Source organism: Mycolicibacter algericus DSM 45454 (assembly GCF_002086455.1).
GTDB classification, from domain to species: domain Bacteria; phylum Actinomycetota; class Actinomycetes; order Mycobacteriales; family Mycobacteriaceae; genus Mycobacterium; species Mycobacterium algericum.
The window spans coordinates 1-13,930 of sequence record NZ_MVHC01000020.1 but is presented as its reverse complement, the minus strand read 5'-3'; the positions used below and the strand labels follow the sequence as shown (position 1 = coordinate 13,930).

The 13,930-nt window shown below is 68.6% G+C and carries 11 protein-coding genes and 1 pseudogene; 10 read left to right on the top strand and 2 right to left on the bottom strand.

All coding sequences use genetic code 11. From position 1 onward, the window contains the following. Positions 1-167 precede the first annotated feature (167 nt). Genes BST10_RS16305 through BST10_RS16295 form a run of 3 tightly spaced genes read left to right on the top strand, consistent with a single transcriptional unit; the run spans position 168 to position 4,794 of the window. The gene (locus BST10_RS16305) at positions 168-1,850 is read left to right on the top strand and encodes a DAK2 domain-containing protein (RefSeq protein WP_083039037.1); all 1,683 of its coding nucleotides are present in this window, start codon (positions 168-170) and stop codon (positions 1,848-1,850) included. A 2-nt stretch (positions 1,851-1,852) separates the two neighbouring features. Next, on the top strand, positions 1,853-4,081 hold the full coding sequence (gene recG / locus BST10_RS16300; RefSeq protein WP_013829606.1) for an ATP-dependent DNA helicase RecG: 2,229 nt from the start codon (positions 1,853-1,855) through the stop codon (positions 4,079-4,081). Next, a complete protein-coding gene (locus tag BST10_RS16295) occupies positions 4,078-4,794 on the top strand; it encodes an HNH endonuclease family protein (RefSeq protein WP_013829605.1) in 717 nt (238 codons plus the stop codon). The genes recG and BST10_RS16295 overlap by 4 nt, the downstream gene beginning before the upstream one ends. A gap of 42 nt (positions 4,795-4,836) precedes the next feature. Here BST10_RS16295 and BST10_RS16290 read toward each other — a convergent pair whose 3' ends face one another. Together BST10_RS16290 and BST10_RS16285 are read right to left on the bottom strand one after the other, a co-directional pair. Beyond that, entirely contained in the window at positions 4,837-5,676 is an 840-nt protein-coding gene (locus tag BST10_RS16290) for an aldo/keto reductase (RefSeq protein ID WP_083039035.1), read from the bottom strand. Between the two features lies 1 nt (position 5,677). Next, on the bottom strand, positions 5,678-6,523 hold the full coding sequence (locus BST10_RS16285) for an aldo/keto reductase (RefSeq protein WP_041319985.1): 846 nt from the start codon (positions 6,521-6,523) through the stop codon (positions 5,678-5,680). On the opposite strand from BST10_RS16285, the gene BST10_RS16280 reads away from it, so the two are divergent. From BST10_RS16280 to BST10_RS16250, 7 genes and pseudogenes are all read left to right on the top strand, one after another. Beyond that, the gene (locus BST10_RS16280) at positions 6,522-7,646 is read left to right on the top strand and encodes an alpha/beta hydrolase (RefSeq protein ID WP_083039098.1); all 1,125 of its coding nucleotides are present in this window, start codon (positions 6,522-6,524) and stop codon (positions 7,644-7,646) included. The genes BST10_RS16285 and BST10_RS16280 overlap by 2 nt on opposite strands. A gap of 66 nt (positions 7,647-7,712) precedes the next feature. Continuing rightward, on the top strand, positions 7,713-8,468 hold the full coding sequence (locus BST10_RS16275; protein WP_083039033.1) for a DsbA family protein: 756 nt from the start codon (positions 7,713-7,715) through the stop codon (positions 8,466-8,468). Further along, complete coding sequence (locus BST10_RS16270) at positions 8,465-9,082, top strand: vitamin K epoxide reductase family protein (RefSeq protein WP_083039031.1); 618 nt, start codon at positions 8,465-8,467, stop codon at positions 9,080-9,082. Before BST10_RS16275 ends, BST10_RS16270 begins: the two co-directional genes overlap by 4 nt. Positions 9,083-9,092: 10 nt before the next feature. After that, positions 9,093-12,476: a pyruvate carboxylase gene (locus tag BST10_RS16265; protein WP_083039030.1), complete on the top strand. Its 3,384-nt coding sequence runs from the start codon at positions 9,093-9,095 to the stop codon at positions 12,474-12,476. Beyond that, positions 12,473-13,027, top strand: a complete 555-nt coding sequence (rsmD, locus tag BST10_RS16260) for a 16S rRNA (guanine(966)-N(2))-methyltransferase RsmD (RefSeq protein ID WP_083039096.1) — start codon at positions 12,473-12,475, stop codon at positions 13,025-13,027. The genes BST10_RS16265 and rsmD overlap by 4 nt, the downstream gene beginning before the upstream one ends. Positions 13,028-13,051: 24 nt before the next feature. Then, positions 13,052-13,531 carry a pantetheine-phosphate adenylyltransferase gene (gene coaD / locus BST10_RS16255; RefSeq protein ID WP_013829597.1) on the top strand — a complete coding sequence of 160 codons (480 nt, stop codon included), beginning with the start codon at positions 13,052-13,054 and terminating at the stop codon, positions 13,529-13,531. Between the two features lie 239 nt (positions 13,532-13,770). Further along, positions 13,771-13,930 (top strand): annotated as a pseudogene (locus BST10_RS16250) (IS256 family transposase); the annotation flags it as partial.

Here is a 13,930-nt window from a genome sequence, read left to right as displayed (position 1 = left end):
CACTCCTCAAAACGTCTGCTTGAGGGCCAACAACCTCAGAGCGGGTGGCCCGACAACCTGATCAGGATACCCGCCGGGCCGGACAACACCAAAACGCCCCGCCCCGGCTCTCGACGCGGTGTGAGCTGTGGTGTCGCCCGGAATGATTAGGCTTGCAGCCACCGGAGATGGCGGCAGGAAGGTGCGTGCAGGTGGGCAACCCGGATCGTCGGCTGGATGCGGCCACCCTGCGGGACTGGGCGCACACCGCGGTCGGCGATCTGATCACCCACACCGACGAGATCAACCAGCTCAACGTCTTCCCGGTCGCCGATTCCGACACCGGCACCAACATGCTGTTCACCATGCGTTCGGCGTTGGCCGAGGCCAACACCGAGGCCGCCTCCGGCGAGGTGGCCCGGGTCGCCGCCGCGCTGTCGTCCGGGGCGCTGCACGGGGCCCGCGGTAACTCCGGGGTGATCCTGTCGCAGATCCTGCGCGGCCTGGCCGATGTGACCGCCGCCGAAGAGGGCACCGCCGACCCCACCGTCGTTGATGCCGCGCTGCTCGGCGCCGGCCTGCGGCACGGGGTCGAGTTGGTGATCACCTCGATGGGCGGTCGCGAGGTGCCCGGAACCATCGTCTCGGTGCTGCAGGCCGCGGCGGCCGCCGTCGAACAGTGCGCCGCCCGGGGGGCGGCGTTGGCCGTGGCGGTGACCGCCGCCACCGATGCCGCCGCTGCCGCGCTGGAGAAGACCACCGAGCAACTCGACGTGCTGGCCCAGGCCGGCGTCGTCGACGCCGGTGGCCGCGGCCTGCTGGTGTTGCTCGACGCGCTGCGCTCGACGATCACCGGCCAGGCACCCGTGCGGCCGGTTTACCAGCCGTCGCCGCGGCCGCGTTCGGCGGAAGCCGTCACCGAGCAACCCGCACCGCAGTTCGAGGTGATGTACCTGCTCGGCGAATGCGCGCCCGAAGACACCGAAGCGCTGCGCGAACGGCTGACGCAGCTCGGCGAATCGGTGGCGATCGCGACGTCGGGGGTGGTCGGCGGTTATTCGGTCCACGTTCACACCGACGACGCCGGTGCCGCCGTCGAGGCGGGCCTCGCATTCGGCCGGCCGCGGCGCATCCAGATCTCGGCGCTGGCTGGGGCCACCGGCCTGCCGCCGGGCAGCTGGGCCCGCGAGCGCGCGGTACTGGCGGTGGTCGACGGCGAGGGCGCCCAGGAGTTGTTCGATTCCGAGGGTGCCTGCGTGCTGCGGCCCGACGCGCACAGCGCCGACCCGACCATGATGGTCACCGCCCAGCAGTTGCTGCGGGCGGTGGTCGACACCGGTGCGGCCCAGGTGATGCTGCTGCCCAACGGCTACGTCGCCGCCGAGGAGTTGGTGGCCGGGTGCACGGCGGCCATCGGCTGGGGCATCGATGTGGTCCCGGTTCCGACCGGGTCGATGGTGCAGGGGTTGTCCGCACTGGCGGTCCACGATCCGGGCCGGCCGGTTGTCGACGACGGCTACACCATGGCCCGGGTGGCCGGTACCACCCGGCACGGCTCGGTGCGTGTCGCTACCGAGCAGGCGCTGACCTGGGCCGGCACCTGCCGTCCCGGCGATGGGCTCGGCATCGCCGGCGACGAGGTGTTGATCGTGGCCGGCGACGTCGGTACCGCCGCGATCGGCCTGATCGACCTGCTGCTGGCGGCCGGCGGTGAACTGGTCACGGTGCTGATCGGGGCTGAGAGCGACGGCGTGGCGGGCGATGTCGTCGATGTGCTGGCCAAGCATGTGCATGATCGGCATCCGGGCATCGAATTGGCGGCCTATGTCACCGGGCACCGGGGCGACGTGTTGCTGATCGGGGTTGAGTAGCGATGGTCACGCTGGCTGATCGGCTGGATTTCATTGTCGGCTCCGATGCCGCCGGAAAGCTCGACGATGCATTCGGCATCCGTACCGTCGGCGACCTGCTGCGGCACTATCCGCGCAGCTACGTCGAAGGCACCGGGGTCCGCGGCGCAGCGGACAGCCGCCCCGAAGAAGGCGACCACATCACCGTCGTCGACACCATCGGCTCCGCGGTGCTCAAAGACATGCAGCGCCGCAAGGGCAAATACCTCGCCGTCACGGTCGGTAGTGGACGCAACAAGGTCAGTGCGACCTTCTTCAACCCCAAAGGCCTGCGTTGGCGGCTGACGCCCGGCACCCGGGTGATGCTGTCCGGCGAGGTCAAACTGTACCGGGGTGCGATCCAGCTCACCCATCCGGACTTCCTGGTACTCAAGGAAGCCGACGGCGCAGCGCAGCAACACAACTTCGGCAGCAGCTCGCTGCGCAACATCGCCGACGCATCGCAAAAGGTCAGCGGGCAGATCAGCCAGGCGGACTTCGAGCGCAGCTGCTATCCGATCTATCCGGCCACCGCGAAACTGCAGAGCTGGGACATCTTCGCCTGTGTCCGGCAGGTTCTCGCGGTGCTCGATCCGGTTCCCGACCCGCTGCCGGCCGCGGTGCGTACCGAACGTGGTCTGCTCAGCGAAGACGAGGCGCTCCGGGCGATCCACCTGTCGGAAAAGGCAGTCGAACGGGACCGTGCCCGCGATCGGCTGGCCGTCGACGAAGCCTTCGGTTTGCAATGGGCGCTGGCGATGCGCCGGCACAGTGAACTGTCCGAATCCGGCTTGCCTGCGCCACGCCGTGCGGACGGGTTGGTTGCAGAACTGCTGCGGCGGTTGCCGTTCGAGCTGACGGCCGGGCAGCGTGATGTGCTCGACGTATTGAAGGCCGAGCTGGGTGAGACGCGCCCGATGAACCGGCTGCTGCAGGGCGAAGTCGGGTCGGGAAAGACGATCGTGGCGCTGCTGGCGATGCTGCAGCTGGTTGATGCCGGCTATCAGTGCGCTTTGCTGGCTCCCACCGAAGTGCTTGCCGCCCAACATGTCCGATCGATCCGCGACATGCTCGGACCGCTGGCGCTCGGCGGTCAGCTGGGCGGGTCGGACAATGCCACCGCGGTGACGCTGCTCACCGGTTCGATGGCGGCGGCTGCCAAGAAGCAGGCTCGCGCAGAGATCGCGGACGGCCGGGCTGGCATCGTCGTCGGAACCCATGCCCTGCTGGTCGACGCGGTCGAGTTCGCCAACCTGGGTATGGTGGTCGTCGACGAACAGCACCGGTTCGGCGTCGAGCAGCGAGACCGGTTGCGCGCCAAAGCCCCCGACGGCATCACCCCGCACCTGTTGGTGATGACCGCGACACCGATTCCGCGGACCGTCGCGCTCACCGTCTACGGTGACCTGGAGACCTCCACGTTGCGTGAGCTCCCGCGCGGCCGCCAGCCGATCGTCAGCTCGGTGATCTTCGAAAAAGAGAAGCCGGCCTGGCTGGAGCGGGCCTTTGCGCGGATACGCGAGGAGGTCGCCGCCGGCCGGCAGGCCTACGTGGTGGCGCCCCGCATCGACGAGTCCGACGACGGCGCCAAGTCCGGCGCGGCCGAGGAGAACGGCCGGACCTCGGCCACCGCGGTGGGCCTGTTCGATCAGCTGCGGGCCGGGCCACTGTCCGGGTTGCGGTTGGGCTTGATGCACGGACGGCTCAACGGCGACGAGAAGGACGCGGTGATGGCCGCGTTCCGCTCCGGGGCGGTGGATGTGCTGGTGTGCACCACCGTGATCGAGGTCGGCGTCGACGTGCCCAACGCGACCGTCATGCTGATCGCCGATGCCGACTGGTTCGGCATCAGCCAACTGCACCAGCTGCGCGGCCGGATCGGCCGCGGTGAGCACGCCAGCCTCTGCCTGTTGGTGACCTCCAGCAGCCCGAAATCCAAAGCCGGGAAACGTTTGGAGGCCGTCGCCGGAACACTGGACGGATTCGCGCTGGCCGATCTGGACCTACGCGAGCGCGGCGAGGGAGATGTTTTGGGCCGCAACCAGTCCGGTTGGCGCGGCGGCCTGAAACTGCTATCGCTGGCCGATCACGGTGAGCTGATCGAAGCCGCCCGCGACTTCTGCGTGCGGGCATGGGCTGCCGACCCGTCCGACCCCGGATTGGCACTGCTGGCCGAGCCTTTCGCCGACATCGAATATCTGGACAAGGCATGAATCCCAGCCGCAAGACCCTGCTGTGGCTGGCCGTGGCGGCCCTGCTGGCCGTCGTCGTCGCCTTGCAGACCGTGTCCGCGGCGAATCATCGCAGTCGTGCCATCGCCGCGCAGGCCGGCATGCCCACCGTGGCGCCCGGCGCCGACGTGTTGGCCGGGATCACGGTGGTGCCGGCCCGCACCCACCGCTATGACTACCGCCGGTCGCTGTTCGGCGACGCCTGGGACGACGACAACGACGCCCCCGGTGGGCGCAACGGCTGCGACACCCGCAACGACGTCCTCAACCGCGACCTGGTCGACATCACCCATGTCTCGACGAAACGCTGCGCGGCCGCGGTGGCGACCGGGACCCTGCACGACCCCTACACCAACGCCACGGTCGCCTTCACCCGCGGCGCCAAGATCGGTGAGGCGGTGCAGATCGACCACATCGTGCCACTGGCCTACGCCTGGGACATGGGCGCTGCCGCATGGCCGTACCGGCAGCGGCTGCGTTTCGCCAACGACCCGGCCAACCTGCTGGCGGTCGCCGGGCAGGCCAACCAGGACAAGGGCGACGCCGGGCCGGGGCAGTGGATGCCGCCGAACAAATCGTTTGCCTGCCAGTACGCCGTCGCTTATATCGCCGTGCTGCGCGGCTACGCGTTGCGCCTCGACCAGCCGTCGGCCGACGCGCTGCGCGAAGCCGCTGCGACGTGTCCGGCCGGATAGGGCTGCAACTGCGACGCCGCTCGCCGGTGGGGCGGGATGGGATCAGACCCCGGTGTAGGTGAGCGGGTCTTCGCGGAAGCGGGTGCCGTCGTCGAGCCCGTTGAGGCTGGCCATGTGTTCGTCGGCCAACTCGAAGCCGAACACGTCGAGGTTGGCGGCGATGCGTTCGGGCTGGGACGACCGCGGGATGACCACGTTGCCCAGCTGCAGGCTCCACCGGATCAGCACCTGAGCCGGGGTCTTGGAGTACTCGCCGGCGATCGCGGTCACCGCCGGATGGTCGAGCAATCGGGCCACGCCCAGCGGGCTGTAGGCCTCCGTGACGATGCCGCGCTCGGCGTGGAGGGCCCGCAGTTCGGCCTGGTTGAGCAGCGGGTGCAGCTCGATCTGGTTGACCGACGGCGTCTCGAACGCCAAGTCGATGACGTCGTCGAGGTGCGCGGGGGTGAAGTTGCACACCCCGATCGAACGGGTCAGGCCCTGCTCCCTGGCCTGGATCAGGCCGCCGAAGCTGTCGACGTACATGCCCAGCGCGGGGGCCGGCCAGTGGATCAGGTACAGGTCCACATAGTCCAGTAGGAGCCGCTCCAGGCTGGCTTGGCAGGCCTGGATGGCGGCGGTCAGCCCCTGGTCGGCGTTGGCCAGCTTGGTGGTGACGAACAGTTCCTCGCGCGGGACGCCCGACGCGGCGATCGCCCGGCCCACCGCGGCCTCGTTGCCGTACACCTTGGCGGTGTCGATCAACCGGCAGCCCGACTCGAGCGCGGCCGCGACCGCGCGCTCGGTCTCGGCGTCCGACAGTTCGGCCACCCCGAGGCCCAGCGTCGGCATGGAATGGCCGTCGTTGAGCGCAACGGTGGGGATCGCAGTTCCCGGCGTCATCTCACCTACCTGTGTAATCGAATGTGCGTGGATCGGGTCCCAGTCGGGCGCGGTCGTCGAGCGAGGATATCGCGGCCATCTCGGCCGCGCCGAGTTCGAAGTCGAAGACTTCGACGTTGCTGATGATGCGCTCAGGGTTCACCGATTTCGGAATCACGATATTACCGAGCTGAAGATGCCACCGGATGAGCACCTGCGCCGGGGTCCGACCGCAACGCTGCGCGACCTCGGTGACCGCCGGATGCGCCAGCAGCGAGCCGCGGCCCAGCGGCGCCCACGCCTCGGTGGCGATACCCAGTCGGGCGTGCACTTCACGCAGTTCGGGCTGGCTGAACCGCGGGTGTAGTTCGACCTGGTTCACCACCGGCACGATGCCGGTCCCGTCGATGAGCAACTCGAGGTGTTCGCGCTCGAAGTTGCTCACCCCGATCGAGCGGATCCGGCCCTGATCGCGTAGGTGGGCCAGCGCCCGGAAGGTGTCGACGAATTTGCCACGTGCTGGAAGCGGCCAATGGATCAGGTAGAGGTCCAGGACGTCCAGACCGAGCCGGTCCATGCTTTTGTCGAACGCCGTCAGCGTCGAATCGTATCCCTGATCGGCGTTCCACAGCTTGGTGACGAGGTACACCTCGTTGCGTGGCAGCCCCGACGCCGCGACCGCACGGCCGACCTCACGCTCGTTGCCGTACAGCGCCGCGGTGTCGATGTGACGGTATCCGGCCGCAAGTGCGGTGCTCACGGCCCGTTCGGTATCGGCGGGCGAAATCTTGTAAACCCCGAAACCGAGGCGGGGGATCGAATTACCGTCGTTGAGCGTGACCGAGCGCAAGTTACTTCGAACAGTCATGCCACGCAGTCTGCCAGCCGGGACCGGCCCCGGCGCGGCCACGCGATGGGCCGAACAGCTGCAGAGCACCGTCTTCAACGTCGGTATGAAGGTGACGCCGATGCTGCCGATCGGGTTACAGCGGCTGATGACCGGTGGGCGGTCGGTGACCATCGACGGCAACACCCTGGACCCGACGTTGCGGCTGGCGTTGGCCGGGCAGCGTGCGGTGGGCATCAACGGCATCGTCGTCGACGACGACGCGGCAGCCTCCCGGGCCCAGCTGCGGGAGCTGACCGCGGGGCTCGGCGGGGCCGACATCCACGGCTGCGAGGTTCGTGACATCGCGCTGCCCGGCCCGGCCGGCGAGATCGCCGCCCGGCACTACCGCCCGGTCGGTGGGCCGGACGGCCCCGATGGCACCGCCCACCCGCTGCTGGTCTTCTATCACGGCGGCGGATTCGTGGTGGGGGACTTGGATACCCACGACGCGGTATGCCGACTGACCTGCCGCGACGCCGATGTCGCGGTGCTGTCGATCGATTACCGGCTGGCCCCCGAACATCCGGCGCCGGCCGCTCTCGACGACGCCTATGCGGCGTTCCGGTGGGCCTGCGAGCATGCCGCGGATCTGGGCGCGATCCCGGGCCGGGTCGCCGTCGGCGGCGACAGTGCCGGTGGCAACCTGGCTGCCGGGGTGGCGCTGCTGGCTCGCGACGACTCCGGTCCGGCGCCGATCCTGCAGTGGCTGCTCTACCCGGTGACAGACTCCGCGGCGGTGACCCGCTCGCGCACGCTCTACGGCGATGGTTACCTGCTCACCAAGCACGACATCGACTGGTTCACCGCCCAGTACGTGGGCCGCTCGCAGCTGGAACCGACCGACCCGCGGGTGTCACCGCTGCTGGCCGGCGACCTGTCCGGGTTACCGCCCGCGCTGATCACGGTCGCCGGCTTCGACCCGCTGCGCGACGAGGGCGAACTGTTCGCCGCGGCCCTGCGCGACGCCGGGGTCGTGGTCGATCTGCGACGGATGCGGTCGTTGACGCACGGATTCATCAATCTGTTCGGCCTGGGCGGCGGCAGCGCCACTGCGACGGCCGCGTTGATCTCGGCGCTGCGCGCCCACCTCAGCCGCAGCTGAGCCGCCGAACCCGCGCCGGTACGCTGAACCGCAAAACCGACCACCGAACACGAGGATCAACCGACTGTGGCCAGCAAACCCAAACGCCCCGGCGCCTCCGGCTTGAAGGCCGGCGATCACAAACGCAACCTTGCCATGCAGATCGGGCTCATCGCCATCGTGGTGGTGTTCGCGGTGGGACTGATCGGCTACATCGTGGTGTCCAACAGCCACAAGAAGGGCGCCGGGGCCGGTGAAGCGGTCCGGGTGACCTCGAGCAAGCTGGTCACCAAGGACGGCACCGACGAGCCCAAGGCGGTGCTGACGTTCTACGAGGACTTCCTCTGCCCGGCCTGCGGCAACCTCGAACGGGTGCTCGGCCCGACGGTGTCCCGGCTGATCGACAGCGGGGCGATCGCGGCCGACTACCACATGGTCGCGATCCTGGACCGGTCACAGAACGACGATTACTCATCACGGGCGGGCGCGGCGGCCTATTGCGTCGCCGACGAGAGCATCGACGCGTTCCGCCGGTTCCACACCGCGCTCTTCACCGCCGAACTGCAGCCCTCCGAGATCGGCACGGAATTCCCCGACGACAAGCGGCTGATCGAGCTGGCCCGCCAAGCCGGCGCCGCCGGCAGCGTTCCGGCCTGCATCAACAGCGGCAAATACCTCAAGATGGTGGGCGGCATGGCCCAGTCCGCCGGCATCCACGCCACCCCGACGCTACGCATCAACGGCGAGGATTACCGCCCGTCGACCCCGGAAGCCCTGGTCTCGAAGATCCGCGAGATCGTCGGCGACCTGCCGGGTATGGACGTGCCGGCCCAGGAGTCGTGAGCATCGCCGCGCCGACGGAATCACCCGCGCCGCCGGCACCGGGGACGCAGCCGGCGGCGTCCACGGCCTGGTTGACGCTGATCGCCGGGGTCATCGGGTTGGCCGCCTCGGTCACGTTGACCGTGGAGAAGATCCGGCTGCTCAGCGATGCCGCCTATGTGCCCTCGTGCAATCTCAACCCGGTGCTGTCCTGCGGACCGGTGATGGCCACCCCGCAGGCATCGGTGGCGGGCTTCCCCAACCCGCTGATGGGCATCGTGGCGTTCACTGTCGTGGTGGTCACCGGTGTGCTGGCGGTGGCGAAAGTGCCTCTGCCGCACTGGTATTGGGTCGGCCTGGCGATCGGGACGCTGGGCGGGGCCGGCTTCGTGCACTGGCTGATCTTCCAGAGTCTGTATCGAATCGGCGCGCTGTGCCCCTACTGCATGGTGGTCTGGGCGGTCACCATGCTGCTGCTGGTGACCTTCACAGCCTTGGCATTGCGGCCCGGTCGCATACACAAAAGTTTGCAGCTTTTGCACCGGTGGCGGTGGACGCTGATTGCATTATGGTTTATCGGGTTATTCCTGTTGGTATTCATCAGATTTCAGGACTACTGGTTGACGTTGATTTAAGGGGTGCGGTGTGATCTCCAAAGTGCTGGTCGCCAACCGCGGAGAGGTCGCGATCCGCGCGTTTCGCGCCGCCTATGAGCTCGGGATCGACACGGTCGCGGTCTATGCCTACGAGGACCGTAATTCGGTGCACCGGCTCAAGGCTGACGAGTCCTATCAGATCGGTGAACCGGGCCATCCGGTGCGCGGCTACCTGTCGGTGGAGGCCATCGTCGCCACCGCCGAGCGGTGCGGCGCCGACGCGGTCTACCCCGGCTACGGCTTCCTGTCGGAGAACCCGCGGCTGGCGCAGGCCTGCGCAGACGCCGGTATCGCCTTCGTCGGGCCGAGCGCGGCGGTGCTGGCGCTGGCCGGCAACAAATCCCACGCGGTGGCCGCGGCGCGCGAGGCGGGGCTGCCGGTGCTGGCGTCGTCGGAGCCGTCACGCTCGGTCGAGGAGTTGGTTTCGGCGGCAGCCGACATGTCGTTTCCGCTGTTCGTCAAGGCGGTCGCCGGCGGGGGCGGTCGCGGGATGCGCCGGGTCGCCGACCTCGACGGGCTGGCCGAGGCGGTCGAGGCGGCCAGCCGGGAAGCCGAATCGGCGTTCGGGGATGCCACGGTGTATCTCGAGCAGGCGGTGATCAACCCGCGCCATATCGAGGTGCAGATCTTGGCCGATACCCACGGCAACGTTGTGCACCTGTTTGAGCGGGACTGCAGCGTGCAGCGCCGCCATCAGAAGGTCGTCGAGTTGGCGCCGGCGCCGAACCTGGATCCGGTACTGCGGGACAGCATCTGCGCCGATGCGGTCGCCTTCGCCCGTCACATCGGCTACAGCTGCGCGGGCACGGTGGAGTTCCTGCTCGACGAGCGCGGCCACTACGTGTTCATCGAGATGAATCCGCGAATCCAGGTGGAGCACACGGTCACCGAGGAGATCACCGACGTGGACCTGGTCTCCGCACAGTTGCGGGTCGCCGCCGGGGAATCCCTGCAGGACCTGGGGCTGGGTCAGGATGACATTGTTTCGCACGGCGCGGCGCTGCAGTGCCGGATCACCACCGAGGACCCGGCGAACGGATTCCGGCCCGACACCGGGAGGATCACCGCCTACCGCAGCCCGGGCGGTGCCGGCATCCGACTCGACGGCGGCACCCACCTGGGTGCGGAGATCAGCCCGCACTTCGACTCGATGCTGGTCAAGCTGACCTGCCGGGGCCGGGATTTTCCGACTGCGGTGAACCGGGCACGCCGGGCGATCGCCGAGTTCCGGATCCGGGGAGTGTCGACGAACATCCCGTTCCTGCAGGCGGTGCTCGACGATCCCGACTTCCGGGCCGGCAAGATCACCACGTCGTTCATCGATGAGCGCCCGCAATTGTTGACCTCACACGCCTCGGCTGACCGCGGCACCAAGATCTTGACCTACCTGGCCGACGTCACGGTCAACCAGCCCCACGGTGCGCGACCATCGGCGGTCTACCCGCGCGACAAGCTGCCAGAGATCGACCTGTCGAGCACCCCGCCGCCGGGATCCAAGCAGCGGCTGATGAAGCTGGGGCCCGACGGGTTCGCCCGCTGGTTGCGGGAGTCGCCGGCCGTTGCCGTCACCGAGACGACGTTCCGGGACGCGCACCAGTCGCTGCTGGCCACCCGGTTGCGCACCAAAGGCCTGCTCAATGTGGCGCCTTACATTGCCCGGACCACTCCGCAACTGTTGTCGATGGAGTGCTGGGGTGGGGCGACCTACGATGTGGCGCTGCGCTTTTTGAAAGAGGATCCGTGGGAGCGGCTGGCGGTGCTGCGCGAGTCGCTGCCCAACATCTGCCTGCAGATGCTCCTTCGGGGCCGCAACACCGTCGGCTACACCCCCTACCCGGAGTTGGTCACCTCGGCGTTCGTGGCAGAGGCCACCGCAACCGGCATTGATATCTTCCGGATCTTCGATGCGCTCAACAATGTCGACTCGATGCGCCCGGCGATCGACGCGGTGCGCGAAACCGGCAGCGCGGTAGCCGAAGTCGCCATGTGCTACACCGGTGACCTGACCAACCCGGCCGAGAACCTCTACACCCTGGACTATTACCTCAAGCTCGCCGAGCAGATCGTCGAGGCGGGCGCGCACGTGCTGGCGATCAAGGACATGGCCGGGCTGCTGCGGCCCGCGGCGGCCACCACCCTGGTCGGTGCGCTGCGCAGCCGCTTCGACCTGCCGATCCACGTGCACACTCACGACACCCCGGGTGGGCAGCTGGCCACCTACGAGGCGGCCTGGCAGGCCGGTGCCGACGCCGTCGACGGGGCGGCCGCGCCGCTGGCCGGCACCACCAGTCAGCCTGCGCTCAGCTCGATCGTGGCTGCGGCGGCCCACACCGAGTACGACACCGGCCTGTCGCTTGCCGCGGTGTGCGACCTGGAACCCTATTGGGAAGGTGTGCGAAAGGTCTACGCGCCGTTTGAATCCGGTCTGGCAGGACCGACTGGCCGGGTGTACCGGCACGAGATTCCCGGGGGCCAGCTGTCCAACCTGCACCAGCAGGCCAAGGCGCTGGGGCTGGCCGACCGGTTTGAGGAGATCGAAGCCAACTACGCCGGGGCCGATGCGGTGCTGGGCCGGCTGATCAAGGTCACCCCGAGCTCGAAGGTGGTCGGTGATCTGGCACTGGCCCTGGTCGGCGCCGGGATCACCGCCGAGGAGTTCGCGGCCGACCCCGCACGCGTGGATATCCCCGACTCGGTGATCGGCTTTCTGCGCGGGGAACTCGGCGAGCCGGCCGGCGGCTGGCCCGAACCGTTGCGCACCAAGGCGTTGGCGGGCCGGGGCGCGGCGCGGGAGGTGGAGCAGCTGTCCGCCGAGGACGAGGCTGCGTTGGCGGTGCCCGGGACGAAGCGGCAGGCGACCCTGAACCGGTTGCTGTTCCCCGGCCCCACCAAGGAATTCGAGGAACACCGCGATCTCTACGGCGACACCTCGCAACTGTCGGCCAACCAGTTCTTCTACGGGCTGCGGCAAGGCGAGGAACACCGGGTCCGCCTCGAGCGCGGCGTGGAACTGCTCATCGGGCTCGAAGCCATCGCCGAACCGGACGAACGCGGGATGCGCACCGTGATGTGCATCATCAACGGCCAGCTGCGGCCGGTGGAGGTACGCGATCGCAGTGTGGCCAGCGAGGCGCCGGTGGCCGAGAAGGCCGACCGCTCCCAGCCCGGTCACGTCGCCGCGCCGTTCGCCGGCGTGGTCACCATCGGGGTCTCGGAGGGGGAGCGGGTCACCGCGGGGCAGACCGTGGCCACCATCGAGGCGATGAAGATGGAGGCCGCCATCACCGCCCCGGCCGACGGCACCGTGGAGCGGGTGGCGGTCGCCGAGACCGCGCAGGTCGAGGGCGGCGATTTGCTGGTGGTGCTGAGCTGACTCGCATCGTCGGCGGCGTCGCGGGCGGGCGGCGCATTGCTGTGCCACCGCGCGGCACCCGGCCGACCACCGACCGGGTGCGGGAGGCACTGTTCAACGTGTTGGCCGCCCGGCTGGACCTGGACGGGATGGCGGTGCTGGACCTCTACGCCGGCTCGGGGGCGCTGGGATTGGAGGCGCTGTCCCGCGGCGCGGCCACGGTGCTGTTCGTCGAGTCGGACCGCCGCGCCGCCGATGTGCTGGCCGGCAACATCGCCGCGCTGGGCCTGCCCGGCGCGACGCTGCGCCGCGGCACGGTGGCCGCGGTACTGGCCGGTGGTACTGACGCCGCGGTGGATCTGGTGCTGGCCGACCCGCCCTACGAGGTTTCCGCCGCCGACATCGACTCGCTTCCGGGGCTGCTGGTCGCCGGCGGCTGGGCCGGCCCGGGCACCGTGGTGGTGATCGAACGCGCCGCCATGAGCCCGGCGGTGGCATGGCCGGAGGGCTGGAATGTCTGGCCGGATCGCCGCTACGGCGACACCCGGTTGGAGCTGGCCGAGTTGGTCTAACCCGTGCTGCTAGCGTCATGGACCATGAGTGGCGCGGTATGCCCGGGTTCCTTCGACCCGGTGACCCTCGGACACGTCGACATCCTGGAGCGCGCTGCCGCCCAGTTCGACGAAGTGGTGGCTGCGGTGCTGATCAACCCGGCCAAAAAGGGCATGTTCAGCCTGGAAGAGCGCCTGGAGATGATCGCCGAGGCCACCGCGCACCTGCCCAATGTGCGCGCTGAATCCGGTCAGGGCCTGGTGGTCGACTTCGTCCGGGAACGGAAACTGACCGCGATCATCAAGGGCCTGCGCACCGGCACCGACTTCGAGTACGAGCTGCAGATGGCGCAGATGAACAAGCACATCGCCGGTGTCGACACGTTTTTCGTGGCGACCACACCGCGGTATTCGTTCGTGTCGTCGTCGCTGGCCAAAGAGGTGGCGTCGATGGGTGGAGACGTTTCCGACCTGCTGCCCGAGCCGGTGAACCGGAGACTGGCCGCGAAGCTTGGTTCTTATTAGCGAAGGGGCGCCCGGCGAACGGATTGTCCGGTAGAACGCTGGGGTGTTCGGCTGCGCTGGCTCAAAAATCCGATCGGCTAGCGTTGCAGTCGTGCTGGACGTCGTGACGTGGGCGTGTCATTCCATCTGTGTAAGTCCGAGGTGGTCCATCATCGGACCGCCGTTGGGGCGGACAGAAGGAGTGTTTTGTGACCAAGTCCACGAAGGCGCCGGCTCAGGACAAGACGGCGGCCCGACGGTTGGCGGAGGCGTTCAGCGCCGACACACTGGATTCGCTGATCGCCGATGCAGTGAAATCGGGGACCCCGATCGACGGCGCGGACGGTTTGCTCAACGAGCTGACCAAGGCCGTGCTCGAGCGTGCCCTGAATTCGGAGTTGACCCATCACCTGGGTTACG

Excerpts from the sequence above, each read along its gene's own strand:
- BST10_RS16280 (WP_083039098.1), top strand. The coding sequence starts at position 6,522 with ATGCCACGCAGTCTGCCAGCCGGGACCGGCCCCGGCGCGGCCACGCGA.
- BST10_RS16285 (WP_041319985.1), bottom strand. The coding sequence starts at position 6,523 with ATGACTGTTCGAAGTAACTTGCGCTCGGTCACGCTCAACGACGGTAAT.
- coaD (WP_013829597.1), top strand. The coding sequence starts at position 13,052 with ATGAGTGGCGCGGTATGCCCGGGTTCCTTCGACCCGGTGACCCTCGGA.
- BST10_RS16290 (WP_083039035.1), bottom strand. The coding sequence starts at position 5,676 with ATGACGCCGGGAACTGCGATCCCCACCGTTGCGCTCAACGACGGCCAT.
- recG (WP_013829606.1), top strand. The coding sequence starts at position 1,853 with ATGGTCACGCTGGCTGATCGGCTGGATTTCATTGTCGGCTCCGATGCC.
- BST10_RS16295 (WP_013829605.1), top strand. The coding sequence starts at position 4,078 with ATGAATCCCAGCCGCAAGACCCTGCTGTGGCTGGCCGTGGCGGCCCTG.
- BST10_RS16305 (WP_083039037.1), top strand. The coding sequence starts at position 168 with ATGGCGGCAGGAAGGTGCGTGCAGGTGGGCAACCCGGATCGTCGGCTG.